Consider the following 25,568-nt stretch of genomic DNA (forward strand, 5'->3'; position numbering starts at 1 on the left):
CCGCCCGGTATCAGCGGGGGTCGGGAAACCGCAGGTAGCGCGGGGGGACGGCCCGGGTCAGCCAGACTCCGTTGGCGCTGACGCGGAAGATGTGGCCGTCGCGGTGCATGGCACCCGCATCGACGGTGAGCACCACGGGGCGGCCGCGGCGGGCGCCGACCCGGGTGGCGGTCTCGCGGTTGGCGGAGAGGTGCACGTCGTGCCGGTTCATGGGCCTGAGGCCGTCCGCGCGGATCGGGTCCAGGCTGCGGGCGACGGTGCCGTGGTAGAGGTACGGCGGCGGGGTCGCCGGGGGCAGACCGAGGTCGACCTCGATGCTGTGACCCTGGCTGGCGCGGATCCGGCTCCCTTCGATCGCGAAGCGCCGCTTGTCGTTGGTGGCCACCACGTGGTCCAGTTCCTCGCGCGTGATCCGGAAGCCGTGGGCGGCGGCCGCGGCGATCAGGGTGTCGATCTCCACCCAGCCGGCCGGGTCCAGGGTGAGCCCGATGCGCTCCGGCTGGTGGCGCAGGTGTTTGGAGAGGTACTTCGACACCTTCACGGTGCGTCTCTCGTTGATGTGTCGTTCGTCGTGTCGTTCTTCTTCTCTTCCGTTCATGTGTCCAGCGTGCGGGAGAGACATGGATCACGCAGGTTTTTTTCTCTGTAGGTTTGATCCACAACCAAGTGAGGTTATCCACAGGGGAATTGACGAATCTGTGGACAAGTGACGTGCCCCTTAGGGTGATTCGCGAACTTCCTGTCCCTGTAGGGCATCTGAGGTGAGACGGTCCAAGGCGCGGGCCCGCAGCTCGCGTTCGGCTGCCAGCGCGATGAACTCGGAAACGCGTTCCCGGCCAACGAGGCTTTCCACGGCGTCGATCGTGCCGGCGGGAAGAGCGACGGAACGGTCGGCGTACCGTCCGGCGTACCGGTCCTCGACGGGCCGCGCCGCACCGAGGCGTGTGCGCAGCTGCCGGGTCGCCAACGAGCGCATGGCACGGGCCAGTTCGGCGTCCATCGTCTGCCGGGCCAGCGGGCGCAGTCGGCGTACCAGCGAGGCGGCTTCCGCGGCGTGCGCGTCCGTACGGCGCTCGGGGTCGTCCAGATAGCGTGCGAAGACGTACTCGGTGGTGAACTCCAGGAAACGGGCGGCGATGTGCTCGACCTGCCCCCTCAACTCCCGCAGATGGCCCGAGATCGCGGACAGCGGGACTCCGGCCGCGTGCAACTCGACTGCCACGGACAGCTCTTGGGGGCTCGGTACGAGGAACGTGTCGGGGTCGTCGTCGATCCGCTCCAGTACGCCGAGCTCGATCGCCTCGCTCACGGCGTCGTCGTCGGGCGTGCCGCCGAAGCGGGCGTCCAGCTCGGTGCGGGTGATGCGGTCGGGGCGTTCGTCCGTCCACGGGCCGTCCACCTCGGTGACCAGGCCGAGGATCCCGCCCAGGCCGCGGCCGGTGTCCCAGGCGTCCAGCAGTTCCTTGATGGAGGCCAGGGTGTAGCCGCGGTCGAGGAGGTGGGCGATCTGGTGGAGGCGGGTGACGTGGGTCTCGGCGTAGAGGTTCGCGCGGCCCTGGCGCTCGGGGCGGGGGAGGAGGCCGCGGTCCTGGTAGGCGCGGATGGTTCTTACGGTGGTGCGGGTGTGGTGGGCCAGGTCTTCTATGCGGTACGTGTTCTCGGCCGGAGGGCCGGGCATGTGCGGCTCCTTGGCTGGTGGGTGCAGCTACGGGGCTAATGCGGGTGCGGGACCGCAACCCCCTGGGGGCGCGGGGCTGCGTCTGATATGCGGCTACCGCCGCGTGGGCGCGACCAGCCACGACGGGCCCGCGGCCTGCGCTCGGCCGCGAGCCCGACGGCGCGACCTCACACCTTCGGTTCCACCCGCGCGAGTCGCCGCAGCGCCCCCGGCATGAGTCGCGACAGCGCATGGGCGCCCCTGGCCTCCGGGGTCACCGGGACGACCGCCCGGTTGCGGGTCACCGCGTCCAGGATCGCCTCGGCGACCTTCTCCGGCGGGTAGTTGCGCAGCCCGTACAGGCGGGCGGAGTTCTTCTGGCGGCGGCGTTCCTCGGCCTCGTCCACGCCGGCGAAGCGGGCCGTGGCCGTGATGTTCGTGTTGACGATGCCGGGGCAGATCGCGCTCACCCCGATGCCCTGTCCGGCGAGTTCGGCACGCAGGCACTCGGAGAGCATCAGCACCGCCGCCTTGGAGGTGCTGTAGGCGGGCAGGGCCCGGGAGGGCTGGAACGCGGCCGCCGAGGCGATGTTGACGATGTGGCCGCCCTGGCCGCGCTCGGCCATCCGCGCGCCGAAGATCCGGCAGCCGTGGATCACGCCCCAGAGATTGACGTCCAGCACCTTGCGCCAGTCTTCGGACGTCGTGGCGAAGAAGGAGCCCGACAGGCCGATACCCGCGTTGTTGACGAGCACGTCCAGCACGCCGTACTCACGGTGCACCTTCTCGGCGAGCTTCTCCATGGCCTGCTCGTCGGAGACGTCGGCCGTCTCCGCCCAGGCCTCGGGCGCGCCGATCAGCCGGGACAGCTCGGCGGTGCGGGCGGCGGCCTCGGCGTCGCGGTCGACGGCCACCACGCGCGCGCCCGCCTCCGCGAACGCGAACGTCGTGGCCCGGCCGATGCCGCTGCCCGCCCCGGTGACCAGTACCAACTGCCCGCCGAACCGGTCGGCGTGCCGGCCGGTGGCCTTCGGCTCGGGGCGGCCGCCGTCGACGGACATGATGAATTCCTCGATCCAGGACGTGAGTTGATCAGGGCGGGTGCGCGGCACCCAGTGCTTGGCGGGGAGCGTGCGGCGGGTCAGCTGGGGCACCCACTGCTCCAGGTCGTCGTAGAGACGCTCGGAGAGGAACGCGTCCCCCTGGGGTGTGATGAGCTGCACGGGCGCGTGCGCGTACGCGTCGGTGCGCGGCCTGGTCAGCCGGGCGCGGACGTTGTCCCGGTACAGCCAGGCGCCGTGCGCCGCGTCCGAGGGAAGGGAGGAGGTCGGGTAGTTCCCGGCGGGGACCTTCTCGACCCGCTGCAGGATCCCCGGCCAGCGCTTGCCGAGCGGGCCGCGCCAGGCCAGCTCCGGGAGGACCGGTGTGTGCAGCAGATACACGTACCAGGACTTGGCGCCCTGGCCGAGGAGCTGGCTCACCCGGCGGGGCGTCGGACGCTTCACGCGCGCGTTGATCCAGTGCCCGAAGTGGTCCAGGGACGGCCCGGAGATCGAGGTGAAGGAGGCGATACGGCCCTCCGTGCGGCCCACCGTGACGAACTCCCACGACTGCACCGAGCCCCAGTCATGGCCGACCAGGTGCACCGGGCGGTCCGGGCTGACCGCGTCCGCCACGGCCAGGAAGTCGTCCGTGAGCTTGGCGAGGGTGAAGCCGCCGCGCAGCGGCCGGGGTGCCGTGGAGCGGCCATGGCCCCGGACGTCGTACAGGACGACGTGGAAGCGGTCGGCGAGGCGGACGGCGACCTCCGACCAGACCTCCTTGCTGTCCGGGTAGCCGTGCACCAGCACCACCGTCGGCGCTTCCGGATCGCCCAGCTCGGCCACGCACAGCTCGACCCCGCCGGTCGCCACCCGGCGCTCCCGGGCACCCCTCAGCGTCACGTCCGCCGTCACCTCTCCTCCGCCCAGCGCCGCACGTGCGGCAGATCGTCGTCCAGCCAGAACGCGCTCTGTTCGGGGTCCTTCGAGTCGGTGACCACGAGGATCTCCTCGAACTTCGCACCCGTACCGCGGAAGCCGAGGTGCGGTTCGACCGCCCACAGTCCCGGCTGCGGCGGGTGGTCCGAGAAGCGGTACGGCGACCACAGCGGTGACCAGCCCTCGCGGTGCCCGTGCAGCGCATCGGCGGCCAGGCCCTTCAGGGACTGCGTGCCGAACCCGAACAGGTGGGGCGAGAAGCGGCGCTGCTTCACCCGGTCCACCTTGTGGGCGATCACGCCGAACGGGTACGCGCGATGCCGGTTGGCGTAGCCCTGGCGGACCATGAGCCGGTCCACGTGCTCGTAGATCTCGCGCAGCGGGCGCCGCTCGCGCACCTCGCGCAGGATCAGCTCGCGATGCGCCTCCAGGTCGGCCATCAGCCGGTCCTGCACCGGGTTCACCCCGAGGGAGCCCGAGTAGCCGATGTCCGCCGTGTACCCCTCGTACACCGGTGCCATGTCCAGGATGAACGGCATGCCGGGCGCCAGGGCCCGGTCGGTCGGGAAGAACTGCAGGGGGATGCGGAAGTTCACGAACGCGGTGCGGTCGCCGAACCACGCGAAGGGCAGGTGGAACCAGTCCCGCACCCCGCGCTCGCGCAGATACTCCCGCTGCATCCGCGCCGCCTCGCGCTCCGTCACGCCCGGCTCCAGCCGCGCCGCGACCGCCTCCGCGCATTCGTAGGCGAGGCGCTGCACCCGCCTGAACCCCCGCAGTTCCACGGAGAGTTCGCTGCTCACTGCCGTCGTCATGCCGCCCCGTCCCGTCGTGCCGTCGACCCGTGCGTCGACTGCGGTACGCGTCCGTAACTTGACACTGGTGAATGTGACAGTTGTTAGAGGCGGCGTCAATAGGGAGGTCCGGCGGCTGTGGAAAACCTCGGGTAACCCTGAGGCACGGCATCCCTTAGGGTCCCGTAATACCTGGGTCTGACGCGAAGACGGCTCTGTGGTCTGACGACCGTCGTGGCCCGGTTCACTACGGTCGTATCCGTGACTGTGATCGCGACCGAAAGCCTGAGCAAGCGGTTCCCCCGGGTGACCGCTCTCGACCGGCTGTCCGTGGACATCGGGCCCGGTGTGACCGGACTCGTCGGAGCCAACGGCGCCGGCAAGTCCACCCTGATCAAGATCCTGCTGGGTCTGTCCCCCGCCACGGAGGGCCGCGCCGAGGTGCTCGGCCTCGACGTCGCCACCAAGGGCGGCGCCATCCGCGAGCGCGTCGGCTATATGCCGGAGCACGACTGCCTGCCGCCGGACGTCTCGGCCACCGAGTTCGTCGTCCACATGGCGCGCATGTCGGGCCTGCCGCCCACGGCGGCCCGCGAGCGCACCGCGGACACCCTGCGCCACGTCGGGCTGTACGAGGAGCGCTACCGCCCCATCGGCGGTTACTCGACCGGCATGAAGCAGCGCGTCAAGCTCGCCCAGGCGCTGGTGCACGACCCGCAGCTGGTGTTCCTGGACGAGCCGACCAACGGCCTCGACCCGGTCGGCCGGGACGAGATGCTCGGCCTCATCCGCCGCATCCACACCGACTTCGGCATCTCGGTCCTGGTCACCTCCCATCTGCTGGGTGAGCTGGAGCGCACCTGCGACCACGTCGTCATCATCGACGGCGGCAAGCTGCTGCGCTCCAGCTCCACCACCGACTTCACACAGACCACGACCACCCTCGCGATCGAGGTCACCGACAGCGACGCCCACCCCGACGGCACCCGCGCGGTCCGCGACGCGCTCCACGCGCGCGGGGTGGAGACGCACGCCGAGGGCGCGGGCCTGCCCGGCGCCGGGCACATCCTGCTGCTCACCGCCCAGGGCGAGGAGACCTACGACCTCGTCCGGGACGCCGTCGCCGACCTCGGCCTCGGCCTGGTCCGCATGGAGCAGCGCCGGCACCACATCTCCGAGGTGTTCACCAGCAGAGACGAGCACGGCAGTGACGAGCACGGCAACGACGAGCAGCGGAAGGAGGCCGTCGGCCATGGCGGTTGACCAGCCCCTGACCACACCCGCGAGCGACCAGACCCGCATCCACGACATCGGCTACCGCGGCTACGACGGCCCCCGCCTCGGCCGCGCCTACGCCCGCCGCTCGCTGTACTCGCAGTCCCTGCGCGGCGCCTACGGCCTCGGCCGCTCGGCCAAGTCCAAGGTGCTGCCGATGCTGCTGTTCACGGTGATGTGCGTGCCCGCGGCCATCATGGTGGCCGTCGCGGTCGCCACCAAGGCACACGAACTGCCGGTGGCCTACACCCGCTACGCGATCATGATGCAGGCCGTGATCAGCCTGTACGTCGCCGCGCAGGCACCCCAGGCCGTCTCCCGCGACCTGCGCTTCAAGACCGTGCCGCTGTACTTCTCGCGGCCCATCGAGACCGCCGACTACGTCCGCGCCAAGTTCGCGTCACTCGCCTCGGCGATCTTCATCCTGACCGCCACTCCCCTGCTCGTGATGTACGTGGGCGCGCTGCTGTCCAAGCTGGGATTCGCCCACCAGACGAAGGAATTCGCCGAGGGACTGGTCTCCGTGGCGCTGCTCTCCCTGCTCTTCGCCGGCATCGGCCTGGTCATCGCCGCCGTCACCCCGCGCCGCGGCTTCGGCATCGCCGCCGTGATCGCCGTGCTGATCATCTCCTACGGCGCGGTCAGCACGCTGCAGGCCATCGCCGACGTGCAGAACCACACCTCCGCCATCCCGTGGATCGGCCTGTTCTCGCCCGTCACGCTCATCGACGGCGTCCAGTCGGCCTTCCTGGGCGCGACCGCCCGCAACCCCGGATCGATCAACCCGTCGGCCGGACAGGGCGTGCTCTACGTCGCGGTCGTGCTCGCCCTGATCGCCGGCAGCTACGGCCTGCTGATGCGCCGCTACAAGAAGGTGGGACTGTGACCACGCTCAGCATCGACCACGTCTCCCGCTGGTTCGGCAACGTGGTCGCCGTCAACGACATCACTATGACCATCGGCCCCGGAGTCACCGGCCTGCTCGGCCCCAACGGCGCCGGAAAGTCCACCCTGATCAACATGATGGGCGGCTTCCTGGCTCCCTCCACCGGCACGGTCACCCTCGACGGACAGCCGGTGTGGCGCAACGAGAAGATCTACCAGCACATCGGCATCGTCCCCGAGCGCGAGGCGATGTACGACTTCCTCACCGGCCGCGAATTCGTCGTCGCCAACGCCGAGTTGCACGGCCTCGGCGCCAAGGCGGCGCAGAGGGCACTGGCCACGGTCGAGATGGAGTACGCGCAGGACCGCAGAATCGCCACGTACTCCAAGGGCATGCGACAGCGCGTGAAGATGGCGAGCGCGCTGGTCCACGACCCCTCGCTGCTCCTGCTGGACGAGCCGTTCAACGGCATGGACCCGCGCCAGCGCATGCAACTGATGGACCTGCTCAGGAAGATGGGCGACGAGGGCCGCACCGTGCTGTTCTCCTCGCACATACTCGAAGAGGTCGAGCAGCTCGCCCGGCACATCGAGGTCGTCGTCGCCGGACGGCACGCGGCCAGCGGTGACTTCCGCAAGATCCGCCGGCTGATGACCGACCGCCCGCACCGCTATCTGGTGCGCTCCAGCGACGACCGCGCGCTCGCGGCCGCGCTGATCGCCGACCCCTCGACGGCCGGCATCGAGGTCGATGTGACCGAGGGCGCGCTGCGCATCCAGGCCGTCGACTTCGGCCGCTTCACCGCCCTGCTGCCGAAGGTCGCCCGGGACCACGGCATCCGGCTCCTCACGGTCTCGCCCTCCGACGAGTCCCTGGAGTCCGTCTTCTCGTATCTGGTCGCGGCGTAGGAGGCCGAAGATGTACGACCCCACCGTCGCCCGGCTCACCTACCGGGCCCTGCTCGGCCGCCGTCGGGCCCTCATCCTCGGCGCGCTGCCGCTGCTGCTGATCGTGCTCTCGGTCGCCGTGCGGGCCCTGACCGGAGCCGACGACCAGACGGCCTCCGATGTGCTCGGCGGCTTCGCGATCGCCACGATGGTGCCGATCATCGGCGTCATCGCGGGCACCGGCGCGATCGGCCCGGAGATCGACGACGGCTCCGTCGTCTATCTGCTGTCCAAGCCGCTGAAGCGGCCCACGATCATCTTCACCAAGCTGATCGTCGCCATCGCCGTGACCATGGTCTTCTCGGCGGTGCCGACCCTGATCGCGGGTCTGATCCTGAACGGCAACGGCCAGCAGATCGCCGTCGCCTACACGGTCGCCGCGCTGGTCTCCTCGATCGCCTACTCGGCGCTGTTCCTGCTGCTCGGCACGGTCTCCCGGCACGCGGTGGTCTTCGGGCTCGTCTACGCGCTGGTCTGGGAGGCGCTGTTCGGCTCTCTGGTGCCCGGCGCACGCACGCTCAGTGTCCAGCAGTGGTCGCTGGCGGTCGCCCACAAGATCGCCGGCGGGGACCTGGTGACCTCGCAGGTGAGCCTGGGGACGGCCACCGTGCTGCTGGTCGTGGTCACCGCGCTGGCCACCTGGTACGCCGGGCAGAAGCTGCGGACGCTGAAGCTGGCCGGCGAGGAGTAGGCCCCAAGGGGTCCCCTTCCGGGCCCGGCGGCTTTGACCGGGACTTCACCTCGGTCCGGGCAGACTGGGCACAGCGGATGTACGGCTAGGAGGCCGGTGATGGCGGAGGAGATACCGCAGAACGACGGGTGTGGACGGCCGGACGCAGACGCCTGGGACGAACTGGTCCTGGACGAGGCCTTCGTACGCTCCGCCGAGACCTCCGAGCCGTCCGCGAGAGCCCGGATGCTCGCCGCACGCTGGCGGGCCGAGAAGCCTGAGCCGCAGCCGTGGCGCTCCGAGGAGCCGCCGGCGGGCTGGTTCTTCAGCAAGGCGCGCAGACGTAAGTGGCGCCGCCGGTAGCACGGATGCTCGGCGCCGGCTAATTCGGTGGCGCTCAACTCGGCGGCGGGGCAGAGTGGTTGTGCCCCATCCGCCGGGAACGTCCCGGCGCCGTGATCCGGGAGTGGAGGTGGGCGATGTCCATGCACGGCAGTACGCCCAGCTCCCGACAGGGCGGCCCGAGGCCGGCTCCGGTGTAGTTACCCCACCGTCGAGCCCTGGGGGCAGCCCGGGGCGGCCGCTTCGAGCACGTGAGCACTGCGCTTGCGTGGGCCGCCCACCCGGAGGATTGGCCGAGTGGTAAGGCACCGGTTTGCTAAACCGTGGTCGGGTCTCACAGCCCGCGCACGTTCGATCCGTGCATCCTCCGCACAACATTGTCGCTGGGACTTGGCCGACGCCTTACGGCGCGACCCCGTGCCGTAGACCCAGCAACCGCTCCAGGACCACCGCGATCCCGTCCTCCTCGTTGGACGCCGTGACCTCGTCGGAGACTGCGCGGAGCTCCTCGTGGGCATTGGCCATCGCCACCCCGCGCGCGGCCCAGGCGAACATCGGGATGTCGTTCGGCATATCGCCGAAGGCGATCGTGTCGGCGGCCTTCAGTCCGAGGCGCCGGGCCGCCAGGGACAGGCCCGTGGCCTTGGACAGGCCCAGCGGAAGCAGTTCGACGATGCCCTCGCCCGCCATGGCCACCGTGACGAAACCTCCGGCCGCCTGCCGGGCCGCCTCCGCCAGCGCGTCGTCGGACAGCGTCGGATGCTGTATGTAGATCTTGTTCAGTGGAGCCGCCCAGAGGTCGGACACGTCCGTGAGGGGGAGGGCGGGCAGGGAACCCGTGACCGCGTAGCCCGGGCCCACCAGGACGTCGCCGTCGAGGCCGTCGCGGCTGGCCGCCAGATACAGCGGGCCCACCTCGGCCTCGATCTTGGCCAGGGCAACCCCCGCCAGCTGCCGGTCCAGGGTCACGGATGTCAGCAGCCGGTGCGCCCCGGCGTCGTAGACCTGCGCGCCCTGGCCGCAGACGGCGAGGCCGTCGTAACCGAGGTCGTCCAGGATGTGCCGGGTCCACGGGACCGCCCGGCCGGTGACGACGATATGGGCCGCGCCCGCCGCGGTGGCCGCGGCGAGCGCCTCACGGGTGCGCTGCGAGACCGACTCGTCGGAGCGCAGAAGCGTTCCGTCCAGGTCGGTGGCGATCAGCCGGTACGGAAAGCCGGTCACTTGGCGAGCGGCTCCAGGTCCTCCCGGCCGCCCAGGTACGGGCGCAGCACCTCGGGGACGCGGACCGAGCCGTCGGCCTGCTGGTGGTTCTCCAGGATCGCCACGATCGTGCGCGGTACGGCGCACAGCGTGCCGTTGAGCGTGGCGAGCGGCTTGACCTGCTTGCCGTCGCGGACGCGGATGGACAGGCGGCGGGACTGGAACTCGGTGCAGTCCGAGGTCGAGGTCAGCTCGCGGTACTTGCCCTGGGTCGGGATCCACGCCTCGCAGTCGTACTTACGCGCGGCCGAGGCGCCGAGGTCACCGCTGGCGACGTCGATGACGCGGAACGGCAGCTCCAGCGAGGTCAGCCACTGCTTCTCCCACTCCAGCAGGCGCTGGTGCTCGGCCTGGGAGTCCTCGGGCGCGACGTACGAGAACATCTCGACCTTGTCGAACTGGTGCACACGGAAGATGCCCCGGGTGTCCTTGCCGTGCGAGCCGGCCTCGCGGCGGAAGCACGGGGAGAAGCCCGCGTAGCGCAGCGGCAGTCGCTCGGCGTCGATGATCTCGTCCATGTGGTAGGCCGCCAGCGGCACCTCGGACGTGCCGACCAGGTACAGGTCGTCCTTGTCCAGGTGGTAGACGTCCTGGGCGGCCTGGCCGAGGAAGCCGGTGCCCGCCATGGACTGGGGGCGGACCAGCGCCGGGGTGAGCATCGGGGTGAAGCCGGCGGCCGTGGCCTGGGCGATCGCCGCGTTCACCAGGGCCAGCTCCAGCAGGGCGCCGACACCGGTGAGGAAGTAGAAGCGGGAGCCGGAGACCTTGGCGCCGCGCTCGACGTCGATCGCGCCGAGGATCTGGCCCAGCTCCAGGTGGTCCTTGGGCTCGAAGCCCTCGGCACCGAAGTCACGGATGACGCCGTGCGTCTCCAGCGTGACGAAGTCCTCCTCGCCGCCGACGGGCACGTCGGGGTGGACGAGGTTGCCGAGCCGGAGCAGCAGCTCCTGGGTCTCGGCGTCGGCGGCGTCGCGCTCGGCGTCGGCGGCCTTGACGTCGGCCTTCAGCTGCTCGGCACGCTTGAGCAACTCGGCCTTCTCGTCGCCGGTGGCCTTGGGGATCAGCTTGCCGAGCTGCTTCTGCTCGGCACGCAGCTCGTCGAAGCGGACGCCGGAGGACCTGCGCCGCTCGTCGGCAGACAGGAGGGAGTCGACGAGCGCGACGTCCTCTCCACGGGCGCGCTGGGATGCGCGCGCACGGTCGGGGTCCTCACGAAGCAGGCGAAGGTCAATCACGAGGCCAAGGCTACCGGTGCGGGCTTGTCGCTCACGAATCCCTATTCCGCGGAGTTCTGATTTGCCACTGTTCGCCCACTTACAGTGCGTTATGCGCGAATTACGAAACGTGTCAGAACGGCGTCAAGGAAAAGTGTCTCACTCCCTGGGACGGGGCACGTCCCAGGCGCCGGGTTGACTGGATTCCCTTGTGGAGAACGGGACTTCACAGCCGCGTTGTCCACAGAAATCCACACCCTCCGAAGAGTTATCCACAGGCTGTGTGGAAGGTCTGTGGACTTCGGAATTGATCACTCCGGAAGTCGTCGCCGGACTGAGGAATTCCCAGGGCAAACCCGGGTCACACCCACTTTTGGGTGGAAGGTGGTCGCCCCAAAAGATGAATCAACGGAAACGAGTGGACGAAGGGTGAGGCGTCGAGCGGTGACCGTCCGGGGGACGTGAGAGGCGATTTGTCGACTGACTCACACACCCCTGTCGACTTGTCCCCAGGTCGAGAAGCGGACCTGTGGATAACTTCTGTGGATAACGATGATATGCAGGTATGACTGGCTAGAACCGGCCGTCCTGGCAGCGCGTCACCCAGTCCGCCGCCGCCATGAACTCCTCGTCCGATGTCCCCGGCAGCGTCGGCCGGGCCTCGCCCGGCGTGATGTCCGCGCGCGGATAGGAGCCGAGGAAACGCACCTGGAGACAGATCCGCTTCAGCCCCGTCAGCGCCTGAGCCATCCGCCGGTCGGAGATATGGCCCTCGGCGTCGATGCAGAAGCAGTAGTTGCCGATGCCGGCGCCGGTCGGCCGTGACTGCAGCAGCATGAGGTTGATGCCGCGCGAGGCGAACTCGCCGAGCAGGTCGCGCAGCGCGCCCGGGTGGTCGTCGCGCTGCCACAGCACCACCGAGGTCTTGTCGGCGCCGGTCGGCGCGGCGGGCCGGGCCGGGCGGCCGACCAGCACGAACCGGGTCTGGGCGTTCTCCGCGTCGTGGATCCCGGTCTCCAGGGCCTCGAGGCCGTACCGGGCGGCGGCGAACTCGCCGGCGAAGGCGGCGTCGTAGCGGCCCTCCTGGACCAGACGGGCGGCGTCCGCGTTGGAGGCGGCCGACTCCCAGACCGCGTCCGGGAGGTGGGTGCGCAGCCAGTTGCGGACCTGCGGCTGGGCCGCCGGGTGGGCGGAGACGGTCTTGATGTCCGCGAGCTTCGTGCCGGGCCGGACCAGCAGCGCGAAGGTGATCGACAGCAGGACCTCGCGGTAGATGGTCAGCGGCTCGCCCGCGACCAGTTCGTCCAGGGTGGTGGTGATGCCGCCCTCGACGGAGTTCTCGATCGGCACGAACGCGGCCTCGGCCTCGCCGGCCCGCACCGCGTCCAGCGCGGACTGCACCGACACGAACGGAACGAGTTCCCGGGTGGCGGCTTCCGGGAGCGTCCGCAGGGCGACTTCGGTGAAGGTGCCCTCGGGGCCGAGATACGCATAGCTCGCTGGCATGTCCCTCACCCTAATGGCCGCGCGTCGCCCCGGCCCAGGTGTCTCACGACAGCCACTCGACCGAGTGGTTTGGTGCGGGAAAGCCCAGGAGAACCGGTAAACCCCATGAACCCTGCAACCCCAGGAACCCCGTCAGGCCGGGCTACCCCTCCAGCAGCCGCTGCCCCACGTACTCGCCCTTCGCCGGCCCGCCCGGCACGGCGAACAGACCGCTGGCCTCGTGGCGGATGAACTGCGAGAGCGCATCGCCCCGGTCGAGCTTGCGCTGCACCGGTACGAAGCCGCGCAGCGGGTCCGCCTGCCAGCAGACGAAGAGCAGGCCGGCGTCCGGGGTGCCGTCCGCGTCGAAGCCGTCGTGGTAGGAGAAGGGGCGCCGCAGCATGGCCGCGCCGCCGTTCTTGTCGGGCCGGGTGATCCGGGCGTGCGCGTTGAGCGGGACGACGTACTCGCCCTTGGCGTCGGTCTTCTCCAGGTCCATCGGGGTGGTCTCGCCACCGCCGGACAGCGGTGCCCCGTTGGCCTTGCGGCGCCCGATGACCTGCTCCTGGGCGGACACCGGGAGCTTCTCCCAGTCGTCCAGGAGCATGCGGATGCGGCGTACGACGGCGTAGGAGCCGTTCGCCATCCAGGCCGGTTCTCCGGTGGCGGGTACGAAGATCCGCCGGTCGAAGTCCGAGTCGGTGGGCCGGGGATTGCGGGTGCCGTCCAGCTGGCCCATGAGGTTGCGGGCGGTCATGGGGTGGGCGGTGGCGCCCGGGGTGCGGTTGAAGCCGTTCATCTGCCAGCGCAAACGCGCCGCGCCGCCCGCGTCCTTCTGGATCGCGCGCAGGGCGTGGAAGGCGACCAGGGCGTCGTTCGCGCCGATCTGCACCCACAGGTCGCCGTCGCTGCGCGTCTTGTCCAGGTGGTCGGAGGAGAAGTCCGGCAGCGGGTCCAGTGCGCTGGGCCGCTGCTTCTCCAGGCCGGTCCTGCCGAAGAAGCCGTGCCCGAAGCCGAAGGTGATCGTCAGCGAGGAGGGTCCGGCGTCGCGAGCCACATCGGTGTCGTCGTGCGGCGCGGCCTCGCCCGCCATCAGCCGCTCGGCCGTCGCCGACCAGCGGCGCAGCAGGGCCGCGGCCTCCTTGCGGCCCGCGCCCGCCGCCAGGTCGAAGGCGGCGAGATGGCCGCGCGCCTGGAGGCCCTCGGTGATGCCGGGCTGATGTTTCCCGTGAAACATCGCCCGGTCGGAGCCCACCGAGGTCAGCGGGGTGGCCGGGGCGGGCGCGGCGGCGTAGCCCACGGCCCCGCCGGCCGCGCCGAGCACGAGCCCGGTGGCGCCCGCGGTGCCGAGCAGCGCGCGCCGGGACACGCCGTGGCCGCCCGTGGACTCGCGCTCCTGCGACGCCTCGGCGGACGTACGGGCCTGGGGGATGGACTGGTCGGGCATGGTGTCGTTCAGCCGATCTGCGCGTTCTTGGAGACGGTCGCCTGGTCGATGTCGGAGGTCCGCACGGTGACGGAGATCTTCCAGTCGCCGGCCATGGGGATCTGCACGCCGCTCGCCGACCAGTGGCCGGTCGTGATGTGGTCGGGGGTCACGGGAAGCGGGCCGATCTTCTTCGCCTCAAGGGTGAAGGCGACCTTGACCTCGGGGATGTCGAAGGCCCGGCCGCCCGGCCGCTGGACGTAGACGTGCATCTCGTTGCCGCCCACGCGCGCGGGGTCGAGGTCGATGCTGACGACGCCCTTGCCGTTGGTGCCGCCGGTGTCGAAGGGCATGTCCAGGGTGAGCGCGCCGTTCGAGGGCGCCGTGGCCGAGCTCGCGGACGAGCCGGCGGCCTTGGCCTCCAGCTCGGTGCGGCCCGGCTCGGTCTGGGTCAGCCAGGTGGTGACGGCGAGCAGCACGACCGCGACGCCCGCCTCGGCGAGCACCGAGCGGCGCAGCCCCAAGCGGTTCGCGTCACCGTCGCGCAGCCGCTTCTGCCGGGCAGCGTCCATGGCGGCCCGCTGCCGGGCGAGCTGCTCGGCGCGCCGGGGGTCTCCGCTGGTCTTGCCCTTGGCGCCGGACTGCTTGGCCGCATCGGAGCCGCCGGACTGCTGGGCGGTACCCGAGCCGGTGGAGCGCTTGGGCGCGCCGGCAGTGACGCGCTCCTTCCCGGGCTGCTCGGCCGTGTTGGCGGCCGTGTCGGCGAGCCGGCCCGTCCAGCGCCGGGAGATCGAGGCGATGCCGACCAGCAGCGCCACCAGCCCGATCTTGACCAGCAGCAGCTGTCCGTACCGGGTGTCGGTGAACGCCGACCAGGAGCCCAGCTGGCGCCAGGACTGGTAGGTGCCGGTGGCGACGAGCGCGAGGACGGAGCCGAAGGCCACGCGGGAGAAGCGGGCGACGGCGGCGGTCTCCACCGGTGTCTCGGCGGGCGCCCGGTACAGGGCGACGAGCAGGGCGGTGAGCCCGCCCAGCCACGCGGCGACGGCGAGCAGGTGGACGACGTCGACGGGCATGGCGATGCCCGGCTGGAGCCCGACCGAGGCGTGCTCGGCCATGGCCCAGCTGGTGGCGAGCCCGGCCGCGACGACCACCCCGCCGATCGCGAGCCCGAAGGTCAGATCGCGCTTCTCCTCGCTGTCCTCGCTTGAATCAGGCAGTCGGCGCGAAGCGCCGTCGGTCAGGGTGGTGGTGGGCGACGGGCGGGTGTAGGCACCGAAGAGGACTGCGATGAACAGTGCGGCGGCGGCGAGCAGCAGCAGCCTGGAGACCAGGGCCGCGCCGGTCTTGGTCTGCAGCACCTGGCCGAGCAGCCCGAGGTCGAAGACGTCGGCGAGCTTCCCGGAGGTGGTGTACGAGCCGCGCAGCAGGAGCAGCCACAGGGTGGCCGCGGTGAGCGTGAGCCAGCCGCCGACGACCAGCCGTTGCAGGGCCCGTACGCCGGCTCCACGCTGCCAGCAGGCGAGCACGAAGGCGGCGCCGCCCGCGAGCACGATGAAGCCGGCGTACGACGCGTACCGCCCGAGGGCGTAGAGGCCGCCGACGACTCCGCCGCCCGCGACCGGCCCGGTGCCGGAGACCACGGTCCGCGAGGGCGCCCCGATGGAGAAGGTGTAGGCGCCGGAGACGGGGTGGCTGTCGGCCGAGACGACCTGGTAGGTGACCGTGTAGGTGCCCTTGCCCAGGCCGCTCTTGAGCCGCACGGCGTACGTCGTCCCGCTCACGTTGCCGGGTTTGCCGCTCTGCACGGGCTTGCCCCGCGGGTCGAGGACGCGCAGGGAGTCGTCGTTCATCGCCACCTTCTCGGAGAAGGTGAGCGAGACCTGGCTGGGTGCCTGCTTGACCACCACCCCCTGCGCGGGGTCGCTGCCGGTCAGCGCCGCGTGCGCGGAGGCCGGTGCGGCCCCCGCGAGCAGTGCGCCGGTGACGGCGAGAAACAGCAGCACCAGGATGCGCAGGCTGTTCCGCTGCCGTGTGGGGGTGATGGTCCACGTCACGGTGTCGGTCCCTCCCTCAGTGTCCGGTCGACGGGTTGTACGTGGCGGACTTCACCGGCATCTCGACGGTGAGGGGCCCGGACTTGGCGAAGGTGAGTGTCACGGCGACCGTCTGGCCCTGCTTCGGCGGACGCTTCAGCTTCTCGAACATCAGATGGTTGCCACCGCTTTTGAACACGAGTTGACCGTGGGCGGGTATGGCGAAGGAGCTCTGCTCCCGCATGGCGCCGCCCGCGGTGCTGTGCATGGTGACCTGGCCGGCGGTGTCGCTGCGCACCGAGGTCAGTTCGTCCTGGGCACCGCCCTTGTTGGTGATGGTCAGAAAGCCGGCGGCCATGTCGGCGGAGACCGGCTGCGGTATGTACGACCCGCTCACCGACAGCTCGGCCTTCGAGGAGCCGGAGCTCGCGTCGGACGTCGACCCCGAGTCCGAGCAGCCCGCGAGGGCGAGCGTGCCGGCGAGGGCGGTGGCCGCGGTCAGGACGGCCCGGCGCGTCAGGGGCAGGCTCACGGGTTGGCTCCCTTGACGAGCTTGGGCAGGTCCTTGGTGTACTCGTCGACCGAGGCGTCCTCGCCGTAGAGGACGTAACCGGCGTTCGTCTTCGGGGAGAAGGCGATGACCTGGGTGCCGTGGACGGAGACGAGCTTGCCGTTCTTGTCCTTCGTCGTCGGCTCCACGGAGATGCCGAGTGAGCGGGCACCGGCCTGGATGGTGGCGAAATCGCCGGTCAGGCCGATGAACTGGGGGTCGATGCCCTTGAGCCACGTGCCCAGCTGGGCCGGGGTGTCGCGGCCGGGGTCGGTGGTGACGAACACGACGCGCAGGTCGTTCTGCTCGGCCTGGGGCAGCGCCTTCTTGGCGACGGCGATGTTGCTCATCGTCGTCGGGCAGATGTCGGGGCAGTGGGTGTAGCCGAAGTAGACCAGGGTCGGATGGCCCTTGGTCTCCTTGCGGAGGTCGTACTTCTTGCCGTGCGTGTCGGTGAGGACGAGGTCCGGCTTCTCGAAGGGCTGGTCGAGGACGGTGGCGGCCTTGCCCGAGCCGGACTCCTCCGCGACCACGGAGACCGGCGACTTGCCGTCGTTCCCGCTGCCGCAGGCGGACAGGGTCAGGGTGGCGGCGGCGAGCAGCGCGGCCGCGGCGAACGTCTTCTTGCGCATAGAAAAATGTCCCAGATGTGAGTACTCCGGCGCGCACCGGGGTCGTACGACGGCCACGACAGCGTCGCATGCGTCGCACGCCCCCGTGCGCGGTACGGAACGGTGGGGCTCAGGCGGTCCGGCGACGGCCCGCGAGGACGCCGTAGGCGACGCCCGCGATGCCGACGACGATGCCGACCACGCCGAGCACGCGCGCGGTGGTGTCGGTGTCATGGGAGCCGGAGTCCGTGGCGGCGGTCGCGTTCCCGGTCTTGCCGGAGGTGTCCTTGGCGTCGGCCGAGCCGCCGTGGCCGTCTGCAGCAGCGGACAGCTGCAGCACGGGGGCCGGGTTCTCCGGCTCGTCCTGGCCGGCCTGCGGCACCTCGATCCAGCGCACGACCTCGTTGTCGGAGTACGTCTGCAGTGCCTTGAACACGAGCTGATCGGTGTTCTCGGGCAGGGCGCCGACGGAGAGCGGGAACTTCTGGAAGTAGCCGGGCTGGATGCCCTTGCCGTCGTCGGCGGTCCAGGTGACCTTGGTGACGGCCTCGTCGATCTTCTCGCCGTGCATGGTCAGCGGCTTGTCCAGCTTGGCCTTGGTGACCTGCACGTTCCAGCCGGGCACGGGCTCGGGCATGACCGAGGCGAGCGGGCGGTCGGCCGGGAAGGCGACTTCGACCTTGGTGGTCGAGGCCTTGTCACGCTCGTTGGGGACCTTGAAGTCGACGACCGCGTAGCCGCCCTTGGCCGCGGTGCCCTCCGGCTGCACGGTGACGTGCGCGAAGGCGGGGACGGACAGCGCGAGGACGGCCGTGCCCGCGACAGCGGTGGCGGCGACGACGCGCGAGGCGATACGAGAAGCCTGCATGGCAGGAGTACTCCACTCTGAGAGTTCGGTGACGAAGAGAGGTACGCGTGCCCTGCTGCTCTGCGCGTTCGGCGCACGCGTGCGTGCCGCGCGACGGCGGCGGCCTCTCCCCCGGGTCTTCCGAAGGTCTCCGGTGGATCTCCCTTGGGGTCTCCCCTGGGATCTCCCGTGGGTCTCCCGTGGAGTGGTGCGCGCGTCGCGTCAGGCGGCGAGAAGGAAGCGCGCGGCGGGCGGGCCGCGCCGGATCACCGTGTGCTGGAGTGCGCCGGTGCGCGGGGAGGCCGACTCGTCCTGGGCGGTACGACGGCTCCGGGGACCGGGCGTGGTGGCGGGCAGCAGCCCGGCGCACAGGGCGCACGCCAGCGCGAGTGCCGCACGCAGAGACCGTACGAGCGCCCCCTCCGCGACTCCGTGCGCCGACAGCTCGATCAGCCGCAGCAGGGCCAGGTCGCCGCGGCGCAGCAGCCAGCCGGCGGCGACGGCCGCGAGGACGTGGCCGAGCAGCATCGGCAGCGAGGGCAGCAGCGCGGCGGAGGAGCCGGTGACGTCGTCCGCGTGGGGCAGGACGCCGCCCGGCACGGCCGGGGGCCGGCCCGAGCGGTCGATGAGGTGGGCGGCGAGCAGGACGTGGAAGGCGCGTCCCGGGGTGAGGGCGCCGGGGCTCGACCCGCACAGGTACCGCGCGGCCTGCTCGACCAGCGCGGTGTCGCCGAGCGCGGAACCCGTCGGGCCGGCGGGGCCCACCGAGCCGGCGGAGCCCATCGAGCCTGCGGGGCTCGTCGCCCCCATCGTCATCTGCCCGGAGACCATGGCGGCCCCGTGCTGGCCCAGCCCGAACAACGCGTGCAGCGCGGTCTGGCCGAGCGCGAGGAGCGCGGCGATGCCGGGCAGCGAGCGGGCCCGCCCGGCGAGTGGCACCACGAGCAGCAGACACCCGACGAACCCCGCGCCCAGCGTCCACAGCGGCACGCTCGCGCAGGATGCGAGGGCGTGCCCGCACGCGGCCAGCGCGACGCAGACCGCGGCGAACACCGCGGCCCGCAGGATCCGGAGCCCGGCTCCGGGGCGCGCCGTGCGCGGGTGGGGGGCAGTCATGGCGGGCCCATCATCGCACTGGGTTTACCGGGGCCCTACGGCAGGGCAGCGGGATCGCGCCCCTCATACACCGATTCCTCCCGAGGCGCATCGGCTGTATGGGCGGAGTCACGTCAACGGTGTGCTTACGGCCCCCTATGGGCGGCAATACGTATCGGTATGTCGAGCCGCGGCCAGGAGGCTGGAGCATGAGCATCTGGTGGTCACTCCATCTGCGCCGCGAGGCCGCGAGCGTGCCGCTCGCCCGGCGGCTGCTGATCGGCACGATGGAGACGGCGGGCGTCGACCCCGACATCTCCTACGACCTTTCCGTCGCCCTCAGCGAGGCCTGCGCGAACGCCGTCGAGCACGGCGGGCGCATGCCGCACGGCGGTGTCTCGGGTGCGTACCGGGTGACCGCGTATCTCGACGGTGAGAAGTGCCGTATCGAAGTGGCCGACTCCGGGCCGGGGTTCCCGCGCGCGCCGGAGATCCGCCCCGCCCGCCCCGACGCCGAGCACGGCCGCGGGCTGTGTCTGATCCGGGAACTGGCCGATCACGTCCAGATCGGCGCCAAGCCCGGCCGGGGCGGCACGGTGGTCAGCTTCGACAAGATCCTCAAGTGGCGGAAGGACGCGCCGCTGCTGGCTGTCTAGTCCGGTCTTCAGAGCCACTCCAGTGCAGCGCTGTCCCGGGTCGTGACTCTCCTCTCAGGAATGTTTTCCCAGCCCTGAGCGGCCCCGAGAGGGAGGGGACCTTCGGCGATGGCATCCATCCGGCAAGCGGCGACACATGTCGCCCCGGCCTGCCCCACCCGGGTCGGCTCGTGACAGACGTACAGACAGACATACAGAACGTCGGCGTCCCTCTCGACGATGTCCGCCGCGCCCAGCCCCTGATCTTCGCCCTGGACGTGGCGCTGGGCACGCTGCTCCTCTCCTGGGGCGTACGGCCCGCCGCCTACCTCGGACACAGCGCCGGTGAGTACGCGGTCGCCGTACTGGCCGGGCTGGGTGGGTGTGCGGGGGTGTACGGCCGGATCCACCGGCCCGCGCGCCACTGGACGCACCCGCGACCCCCGTCCCGCTGTACCGCTCGGCTTCGCCAACTCGCGCGGCGCCACGAGCCCGCGTCCGCTGCGCCGTCGCTGCGGGACCAGCGGGTGCGGTGGGGCAGGTCGGCCAGGATCGCGGCGGTCACGGCGGCGTGATCGTGCCGAACATCAAGGACGCGCACGACAAGACTTTGCCTCAACTGGCTGCTGGTCTCGGTGAGTTGGTGGCGACGGCGCGGGAGGGGAAGACGTCGCCGGCGGCGATGCCGTGGGTGCACAAGGGCAAGGTCAAGCCGCGTCAGGTGACCACGCCGGCGTTGAGTTTCGATCACCGGCTGGTCGACGGTGAGTTGGGCTCGAAGGTGCTGGCGGACGTGGCGGCGATCCTGGAACAGCCGAAGAAGTTGATCACCTGGGCGTAAGGGCCCCGGCCTCAGCGACCCCTGGTTTCCAGCACCTTCGCCAACATCTCCAGTGCCTCCGGGTACGACCGCTCGCGGGGCGTGCCGTAGCCGACGACCAGGCCCTGCGGGCGGCCGGGGCCGGGGGTGTGCCAGTGGTCGCCGAGGGCGCCGAGGGCGAGGCCCTCCGCCTCCGCGCGGGCCAGCACCTCGGCCTCGTCGGGCACGTCGATCAGCGCGTGCAGCCCCGCCGCGATGCCGTGCACGCCCCGGCCCGCGCCCAGCCGGTCCAGCAGCTGGTCCCGGCGGCGCCGGTAGCGCAGCCGGGAAGCGCGCACATGCCGGTCGTAGGCGTGGCTGTCGATCAGTTCGGCGAGCGCGAGCTGGCCGATGGTCTCGGTGTGGTGGTCGCTGTGCAGCTTGGCGTCGGCGACCGCGTCGACCAGCTGCGGGGGCAGCACCATCCAGCCGAGCCGCAGCGCCGGGCCGAGCGTCTTGGAGGCGGTGCCGAGGTACACCACCCGGCCGGGTGCCATGCCCTGCAACGCGCCGACCGGCTGGCGGTCGTAGCGGAACTCCCCGTCGTAGTCGTCCTCGACGATCAGCCCGCCCCGCGCGCGTGCCCAGTCGCCGAGCGCCCGCCGCCGCTCCGGGTGCAGGGTCACCCCGGTCGGGTACTGGTGCGCCGGGGTGACCACCACGGCGGCCGCCTCGCCCAGTCGCTCGGGGCACACCCCGCGCGCGTCGACCGGCACTGGCAGGACCGTTCCGCCGTTGCGGCGTACGACCTCCCGGTGGAACGGCAGCCCCGGGTCCTCCATGGCGACGGCGGCGCCGTCCAGCACGCGCGTGAGCAGCGCGAGGCCCTGGACGTACCCGGAGGTGATCACGATCCGCTCCGGGGGTGCCAGGACCCCACGCGCCCGGCCCAGGTAGCCCGACAGGGCCGTGCGCAGCTCGATCCGGCCGCGCGGATCGCCGTAGTCGTACGCCAGTGAGGGTGCCGTCGCGATGGCCCGGCGCAGCGCGCGCAGCCAGGCGGCCGCCGGGAAGGCGCCGACGTCCGGGCTGCCGGGGCGCAGATCGAAACGCGGGGCACGCGTGCGTGTCGCCGTGCCGGATTCCGCCGACTCGACGGCGGGCAGCTCGGCGACCCGGGTCCCCGAGCCCTGGCGCGCCGTCAGATATCCCTCGGCGACGAGCTGGTCGTAGGCCGCCTTGGCGGTGCCGCGCGAGATCCCGAGTTCGGTCGCGAGCCGCCGGGTCGCCGGCAGCCGCGTCCCGGGCGTGAGCCGCCCGTCCCGCACGGCATCCCGCAGGGCCCGCTCCAGCCCGATACGCCGGCCGTCCGCCGAGTCGGGTTCGAGATGCAGATCAACACCGGACCAGAAGTCGTTCACGAGAACCTTCCCCCTAGGCACGCGAATGGCCGGGCACCGCCACCCGGTACCCGGCCATTCAAACGCAGATCAGCCCTTCAGCGATGCCATCCACGCCTCGACGTCGTCGGAGCGGCGCGGCAGCCCGGACGAGAGGTTCCTGTTGCCGTCTTCGGTCACCAGGATGTCGTCCTCGATGCGGACGCCGATGCCCCGGTACTCCTCCGGCACGGTCAGGTCGTCGGCCTGGAAGTACAGCCCCGGCTCGACGGTGAGGACCATGCCCGGCTCCAGCGTGCCGTCCACGTACGTCTCGGTCCGCGCGGCGGCGCAGTCGTGGACGTCCAGGCCGAGCATGTGACCGGTGCCGTGCAGGGTCCAGCGGCGCTGCAGGCCCAGCTCCAGGACGCGCTCCACCGGGCCCTCGACCAGGCCCCACTCGACGAGCCGCGTGGCGAGCACGTGCTGGGCGGCGTCGTGGAAGTCGCGGTACTTGGCGCCCGGCTGCACGGCCGCGATACCGGCCTCCTGGGCCTCGTACACCGCGTCGTAGATCTTCTTCTGGATCTCGGTGTACGTGCCGTTGACCGGCAGCGTGCGCGTGACGTCGGCGGTGTAGAGGGTGTGGGTCTCCACGCCGGCGTCGAGCAGCAGCAGGTCGCCCGAGCGGACCGGGCCGTCGTTGCGGACCCAGTGCAGGGTGCAGGCGTGCGGGCCGGCGGCGCAGATGGAGCCGTAGCCGACGTCGTTGCCCTCCACGCGCGCGCGGAGGAAGAACGTGCCCTCGATGTAGCGCTCGGACGTGGCTTCCGCCTTGTCGAGGACCTTGACCACGTCCTCGAAGCCGCGGACCGTCGAGTCGACGGCCTTCTGCAGCTCGCCGATCTCGAAGTCGTCCTTGACCAGCCGGGCCTCGGAGAGGAAGACGCGCAGCTCCTCGTCGCGCTCGGCGGTGACCTTGTCGTGCAGGGCCGTCTCGATGCCGGCGTCGTAGCCGCGCACCACGCGGACCGGGCCGGTGGCCTCCTTCAGCTTCTCCGGCAGCTCGCGCACGTCGGCGGCCGGGATGCCGTAGAGCGCCGCGGACTCGGTCAGGGAGTGGCGGCGGCCGACCCACAGCTCGCCCTGGCCGGAGAGCCAGAACTCGCCGTTCTCGCGGTCGGAGCGGGGCAGGAGGTAGATCGTTTCCTCATGGCCGCCGTCCTTGGGCTCCAGGACCAGGACGCCGTCCTCGGTCTGGTTGCCGGTGAGGTACGCGTACTCGACGGACGAGCGGAAGGAGTACTCGGTGTCGTTCGAGCGGGTCTTCAGGTTGCCCGCCGGGATCACCAGGCGCTCGCCCGGGAAGCGGGCGGAGAGCGCGGCGCGGCGGCGCGCGGTCTCGGCGGCCTGCGGGACCGGCCGCAGGTCACGCAGCTCCGTGTCGGCCCAGCCGGACTTCATGTTCTCGGCCAGCTCGTCGGAGACGCCCGGGTACAGGCCGTTCTTCCGCTGCTTGATGGGCTCCTCGGACTCAGTTTCCGGGCCCGCTGCGGTAGCAGCTTCATCGGGCACGGCCGGGTTGAGTTCGTCGGCCACGTGATCCTCCTCGGTACGGCGTGTGATCTCCCCCGGGCCCGCGACGCTCATGCTTGTGGCCGAGCGGGGGCCTCCATCATCGTACGGTCGTACGGTGGGTGAACCCGGGCCGGATGACCTGTTATGCCCGGTCATGCCGACACCCTGCGGCTTCGCTCAGTCGAAGCGGGCCGCCAGCAGCACCACGTCCTCCTCGCTGTCGGCCGCGTCCATGCCGTTCGGGAGTACGGTGCGCAGGACGTGGTCGGCGACGGCGCCGGGATCGTGGCGCAGCGTGCGCGGGATGCTCGCGGCGGCCGCGTGCAGGCGGGCAAAGGCGCGGTCCATGGGGTCGCCGGTACGGTGCAGCAGCCCGTCGGTGTAGAGCAGGACCGTCTCTCCGGCCTCGGCCTGGATCTCCACGCTGGGTGCCTCCCAGCAGGCGAGCATGCCGAGCGGGGCGGAGACGGAGGTCTCGGCGAACTCGGTGCGCCGTGCGCCGATCAGCAGCGGCGGGCTGTGTCCGGCGCCGGCCAGGGTGACCTTGCGCAGGGCGGGCTCGCAGTAGGCGAACAGCGCGGTGGCGGAGCGGGCGGGCTCGGTCAGCCGCAGCAGCAGCTCCAGGTCGGACAGGACGGCGACCGGGTCCTCGCCCTCCATCACGGCGTACGCCCGCAGCGAGGCGCGCAGCCGGCCCATCGCGGCCACCGCGCTCGGCCCGGAGCCGGTGACCGAGCCGACGGACAGGCCGAGGGCCGCGTCCGGCAGCGGCAGCGCGTCGTACCAGTCACCGCCGCCGCGCGGGCCGGTGCGGTGCCGGGCGGCGAGCTGCACGCCGGGCACGCGGGGCAGCCGGGTGGGCAGCAGTTCCTCGGTGATGGTCGCCACGCGCGCGCGGGTGCGTTCCACCTCCACAAGCCGGGCGAGGTGCTCGGTGGCGTGCCGGAGGTAGAGGCCGGCGAGGTGGCGCTGCCGTTCATGGGGCTCGGCGGGTTCGTCGTAGAGCCAGACGGCGGCGCCGAGGCGGCCCGCGGTCTGGGAGGCGAGGGGCACGGCGTAGCTGGCGGCGTAGCCGAGGCGGGCGGCGACCTCGCGGTGCCGGGGGTCGAGGCCGTCCTCGGCGAGCAGGTCGGGGTGGACGATCTCGCTGGTCGTGCCGGTGTCGTACGGCAGCGCGCTGCGCGGGACGGTCTCGATGTGGCCGAGGTCGGCGCGGCCGAGGCCGAGGCCGAGGGTGGTGCGGGGGCCGAGTCCGTCGCCGGGCTCCAGGGCGACGAGGCCGCGGCGGGCGCCGACGAGGGAGGCTCCGGCGCGCAGCAGTTCGTGCAGGGCGGGCTCCAGCGCGTCCGTGCGGCACAGGCGCTCGGTGAGTTCGTGGAGGGTCGTGAGGTCCGAGACCCAGCCGGCCAGCCGGTCCTGGAGGAGGGTGCCGGGGGCGGGGGCGTTCGGGGCCGGGACGGGAGCGGCGTCCGGGGAGCCGGTGGCGCCCGGGGCGTGGGGGGTGGGCGCGACAGTCTGTGCGGACGTCGGAACAGTGGGATCGATTCCGGCCACTTTCGGAGGGTGCGGGGCGTTCATGGCGTCCGGCTTTCAGACCGGTGCGTATTGCTGAAAAGCATCGCAAACCCCCATGTCATTCTGCGCCGCTAGCAGTGTCTCCACATGTACACGCACTCGTGAGGGGATGTCCAGCATTGTCCTGCGGGGATTCCTGGTGTCCATGAGGCGGACGAGGGTTTCTTTCGAACCCCTTGTGTTACTGCCAAGTTGGCTTAAAACTGCCTCGGGTATCGGTTCATTGCGGTCGACTGGCCTTGCTCCACAGAGCGTCACAGCGGTCGTGATGGGTACGTACTCGGAGAAGGCCAGGGGTGGCTGGGGGCCACCCGGAACCTGGCGACGGACCCGGGCGTCATAGCCACCGACGGCCGAGCCCCATCCTCCCTGGCGGAGGCGGAGAGAACCACGCGCGACGGCAAAAACGCCATACTTCGCCACCCCCGCGCCGCACCCGTGCTTTTGATGGACACGTACTACGGACGCGGATGCGGCCCATGCTCGACCCCTTGGGGTTCCCCTGTCATGCGCAGGGGCGTGATG

General features: G+C 71.3%; 23 protein-coding genes, 1 tRNA gene and 1 pseudogene. 9 read left to right on the forward strand and 16 right to left on the reverse strand.

Translation table 11 applies throughout. The features are described from left to right. Positions 1 to 10: 10 nt before the first annotated feature. From AB5L52_RS22500 to AB5L52_RS22515, 4 genes are all read right to left on the reverse strand, one after another. Entirely contained in the window at positions 11 to 598 is a 588-nt protein-coding gene (locus AB5L52_RS22500) for an RNA 2'-phosphotransferase (protein WP_369365815.1), read from the reverse strand. A gap of 120 nt (positions 599 to 718) precedes the next feature. Further along, entirely contained in the window at positions 719 to 1,678 is a 960-nt protein-coding gene (locus AB5L52_RS22505) for a MerR family transcriptional regulator (protein WP_369365817.1), read from the reverse strand. A gap of 167 nt (positions 1,679 to 1,845) precedes the next feature. Next, positions 1,846 to 3,600 carry an SDR family oxidoreductase gene (locus AB5L52_RS22510; protein ID WP_369368951.1) on the reverse strand — a complete coding sequence of 585 codons (1,755 nt, stop codon included), beginning with the start codon at positions 3,598 to 3,600 and terminating at the stop codon, positions 1,846 to 1,848. 8 nt (positions 3,601 to 3,608) lie between these two features. Further along, positions 3,609 to 4,451 carry a M24 family metallopeptidase gene (locus AB5L52_RS22515; RefSeq protein ID WP_351577752.1) on the reverse strand — a complete coding sequence of 281 codons (843 nt, stop codon included), beginning with the start codon at positions 4,449 to 4,451 and terminating at the stop codon, positions 3,609 to 3,611. Between the two features lie 246 nt (positions 4,452 to 4,697). Here AB5L52_RS22515 and AB5L52_RS22520 point away from each other — a divergent pair, with 246 nt between their 5' ends. From AB5L52_RS22520 to AB5L52_RS22545, 6 genes are all read left to right on the forward strand, one after another. Next, entirely contained in the window at positions 4,698 to 5,693 is a 996-nt protein-coding gene (locus tag AB5L52_RS22520) for an ABC transporter ATP-binding protein (protein WP_351017408.1), read from the forward strand. Then, positions 5,683 to 6,591 (forward strand): ABC transporter permease, encoded by a 909-nt coding sequence (locus tag AB5L52_RS22525; protein ID WP_351016783.1) that lies wholly within the window; start codon positions 5,683 to 5,685, stop codon positions 6,589 to 6,591. Before AB5L52_RS22520 ends, AB5L52_RS22525 begins: the two co-directional genes overlap by 11 nt. After that, positions 6,588 to 7,499 carry an ABC transporter ATP-binding protein gene (locus AB5L52_RS22530; RefSeq protein WP_351016780.1) on the forward strand — a complete coding sequence of 304 codons (912 nt, stop codon included), beginning with the start codon at positions 6,588 to 6,590 and terminating at the stop codon, positions 7,497 to 7,499. Before AB5L52_RS22525 ends, AB5L52_RS22530 begins: the two co-directional genes overlap by 4 nt. Positions 7,500 to 7,509: 10 nt before the next feature. Beyond that, positions 7,510 to 8,229, forward strand: coding sequence for an ABC transporter permease (locus AB5L52_RS22535; RefSeq protein ID WP_351016777.1), 720 nt, complete (start codon positions 7,510 to 7,512; stop codon positions 8,227 to 8,229). A 99-nt stretch (positions 8,230 to 8,328) separates the two neighbouring features. Next, positions 8,329 to 8,571: a hypothetical protein gene (locus tag AB5L52_RS22540; RefSeq protein WP_351570927.1), complete on the forward strand. Its 243-nt coding sequence runs from the start codon at positions 8,329 to 8,331 to the stop codon at positions 8,569 to 8,571. 262 nt (positions 8,572 to 8,833) lie between these two features. Continuing rightward, positions 8,834 to 8,920, forward strand: a tRNA-Ser gene (locus tag AB5L52_RS22545). Between the two features lie 32 nt (positions 8,921 to 8,952). Here the strand turns inward: AB5L52_RS22545 and AB5L52_RS22550 are convergent. The 9 genes from AB5L52_RS22550 to AB5L52_RS22590 all read right to left on the reverse strand — a co-directional run bounded on the left by AB5L52_RS22550 (position 8,953) and on the right by AB5L52_RS22590 (position 19,098). Further along, a complete protein-coding gene (locus tag AB5L52_RS22550) occupies positions 8,953 to 9,774 on the reverse strand; it encodes an HAD family hydrolase (RefSeq protein WP_369365820.1) in 822 nt (273 codons plus the stop codon). Further along, positions 9,771 to 11,048: a serine--tRNA ligase gene (gene serS, locus AB5L52_RS22555; protein WP_369365822.1), complete on the reverse strand. Its 1,278-nt coding sequence runs from the start codon at positions 11,046 to 11,048 to the stop codon at positions 9,771 to 9,773. The genes AB5L52_RS22550 and serS overlap by 4 nt, the downstream gene beginning before the upstream one ends. 552 nt (positions 11,049 to 11,600) lie before the next feature. After that, a complete protein-coding gene (pheA, locus tag AB5L52_RS22560; protein WP_351016767.1) occupies positions 11,601 to 12,533 on the reverse strand; it encodes a prephenate dehydratase in 933 nt (310 codons plus the stop codon). Positions 12,534 to 12,675: 142 nt separating this feature from the next. Further along, the gene (efeB, locus tag AB5L52_RS22565) at positions 12,676 to 13,959 is read right to left on the reverse strand and encodes an iron uptake transporter deferrochelatase/peroxidase subunit (protein ID WP_369365824.1); all 1,284 of its coding nucleotides are present in this window, start codon (positions 13,957 to 13,959) and stop codon (positions 12,676 to 12,678) included. Between the two features lie 8 nt (positions 13,960 to 13,967). Continuing rightward, the gene (locus AB5L52_RS22570; protein ID WP_369365826.1) at positions 13,968 to 15,995 is read right to left on the reverse strand and encodes a copper resistance CopC/CopD family protein; all 2,028 of its coding nucleotides are present in this window, start codon (positions 15,993 to 15,995) and stop codon (positions 13,968 to 13,970) included. A gap of 16 nt (positions 15,996 to 16,011) precedes the next feature. Beyond that, positions 16,012 to 16,506: a copper chaperone PCu(A)C gene (locus AB5L52_RS22575; RefSeq protein WP_351016758.1), complete on the reverse strand. Its 495-nt coding sequence runs from the start codon at positions 16,504 to 16,506 to the stop codon at positions 16,012 to 16,014. Continuing rightward, entirely contained in the window at positions 16,503 to 17,156 is a 654-nt protein-coding gene (locus tag AB5L52_RS22580; protein WP_351016756.1) for an SCO family protein, read from the reverse strand. The genes AB5L52_RS22575 and AB5L52_RS22580 overlap by 4 nt, the downstream gene beginning before the upstream one ends. 109 nt (positions 17,157 to 17,265) lie before the next feature. After that, entirely contained in the window at positions 17,266 to 18,003 is a 738-nt protein-coding gene (locus tag AB5L52_RS22585) for a YcnI family protein (protein WP_351016754.1), read from the reverse strand. 201 nt (positions 18,004 to 18,204) lie between these two features. Next, positions 18,205 to 19,098: a hypothetical protein gene (locus tag AB5L52_RS22590; RefSeq protein ID WP_351016751.1), complete on the reverse strand. Its 894-nt coding sequence runs from the start codon at positions 19,096 to 19,098 to the stop codon at positions 18,205 to 18,207. A 188-nt stretch (positions 19,099 to 19,286) separates the two neighbouring features. On the opposite strand from AB5L52_RS22590, the gene AB5L52_RS22595 reads away from it, so the two are divergent. The 3 genes and pseudogenes from AB5L52_RS22595 to AB5L52_RS22605 all read left to right on the forward strand — a co-directional run. Then, a complete protein-coding gene (locus AB5L52_RS22595) occupies positions 19,287 to 19,733 on the forward strand; it encodes an ATP-binding protein (protein ID WP_351570949.1) in 447 nt (148 codons plus the stop codon). 170 nt (positions 19,734 to 19,903) lie between these two features. After that, positions 19,904 to 20,287, forward strand: coding sequence for an acyltransferase domain-containing protein (locus AB5L52_RS22600; RefSeq protein ID WP_369365828.1), 384 nt, complete (start codon positions 19,904 to 19,906; stop codon positions 20,285 to 20,287). After that, a pseudogene (locus AB5L52_RS22605) lies at positions 20,281 to 20,553 on the forward strand (2-oxo acid dehydrogenase subunit E2); the annotation flags it as partial. The gene AB5L52_RS22600 and the pseudogene AB5L52_RS22605, both read left to right, overlap by 7 nt. Before the next feature lie 11 nt (positions 20,554 to 20,564). Here AB5L52_RS22605 and AB5L52_RS22610 read toward each other — a convergent pair. The 3 genes from AB5L52_RS22610 to AB5L52_RS22620 form a co-directional block, all read right to left on the reverse strand. Next, positions 20,565 to 21,932 carry a PLP-dependent aminotransferase family protein gene (locus AB5L52_RS22610; protein ID WP_369365830.1) on the reverse strand — a complete coding sequence of 456 codons (1,368 nt, stop codon included), beginning with the start codon at positions 21,930 to 21,932 and terminating at the stop codon, positions 20,565 to 20,567. Between the two features lie 69 nt (positions 21,933 to 22,001). Then, complete coding sequence (locus tag AB5L52_RS22615; RefSeq protein ID WP_369365832.1) at positions 22,002 to 23,489, reverse strand: aminopeptidase P family protein; 1,488 nt, start codon at positions 23,487 to 23,489, stop codon at positions 22,002 to 22,004. A 156-nt stretch (positions 23,490 to 23,645) separates the two neighbouring features. Beyond that, on the reverse strand, positions 23,646 to 25,046 hold the full coding sequence (locus tag AB5L52_RS22620; protein ID WP_369365834.1) for a PP2C family protein-serine/threonine phosphatase: 1,401 nt from the start codon (positions 25,044 to 25,046) through the stop codon (positions 23,646 to 23,648). Between the last annotated feature and the right edge of the window lie 522 nt (positions 25,047 to 25,568).

The organism is Streptomyces sp. CG4 (genome assembly GCF_041080655.1).
In the GTDB taxonomy this organism is placed as follows: Bacteria; Actinomycetota; Actinomycetes; order Streptomycetales; family Streptomycetaceae; genus Streptomyces.

What these genes read in the sequence shown, in the direction of transcription:
- AB5L52_RS22500 (WP_369365815.1), bottom strand. Translation starts at nt 598, where the DNA reads ATGAACGGAAGAGAAGAAGAACGACACGACGAACGACACATCAACGAG.
- AB5L52_RS22505 (WP_369365817.1), bottom strand. Translation starts at nt 1,678, where the DNA reads ATGCCCGGCCCTCCGGCCGAGAACACGTACCGCATAGAAGACCTGGCC.
- AB5L52_RS22515 (WP_351577752.1), bottom strand. Translation starts at nt 4,451, where the DNA reads ATGACGACGGCAGTGAGCAGCGAACTCTCCGTGGAACTGCGGGGGTTC.
- AB5L52_RS22525 (WP_351016783.1), top strand. Translation starts at nt 5,683, where the DNA reads ATGGCGGTTGACCAGCCCCTGACCACACCCGCGAGCGACCAGACCCGC.
- AB5L52_RS22535 (WP_351016777.1), top strand. Translation starts at nt 7,510, where the DNA reads ATGTACGACCCCACCGTCGCCCGGCTCACCTACCGGGCCCTGCTCGGC.
- AB5L52_RS22540 (WP_351570927.1), top strand. Translation starts at nt 8,329, where the DNA reads ATGGCGGAGGAGATACCGCAGAACGACGGGTGTGGACGGCCGGACGCA.
- pheA (WP_351016767.1), bottom strand. Translation starts at nt 12,533, where the DNA reads ATGCCAGCGAGCTATGCGTATCTCGGCCCCGAGGGCACCTTCACCGAA.
- efeB (WP_369365824.1), bottom strand. Translation starts at nt 13,959, where the DNA reads ATGCCCGACCAGTCCATCCCCCAGGCCCGTACGTCCGCCGAGGCGTCG.
- AB5L52_RS22580 (WP_351016756.1), bottom strand. Translation starts at nt 17,156, where the DNA reads ATGCGCAAGAAGACGTTCGCCGCGGCCGCGCTGCTCGCCGCCGCCACC.
- AB5L52_RS22585 (WP_351016754.1), bottom strand. Translation starts at nt 18,003, where the DNA reads ATGCAGGCTTCTCGTATCGCCTCGCGCGTCGTCGCCGCCACCGCTGTC.
- AB5L52_RS22590 (WP_351016751.1), bottom strand. Translation starts at nt 19,098, where the DNA reads ATGACTGCCCCCCACCCGCGCACGGCGCGCCCCGGAGCCGGGCTCCGG.
- AB5L52_RS22595 (WP_351570949.1), top strand. Translation starts at nt 19,287, where the DNA reads ATGAGCATCTGGTGGTCACTCCATCTGCGCCGCGAGGCCGCGAGCGTG.
- AB5L52_RS22620 (WP_369365834.1), bottom strand. Translation starts at nt 25,046, where the DNA reads ATGAACGCCCCGCACCCTCCGAAAGTGGCCGGAATCGATCCCACTGTT.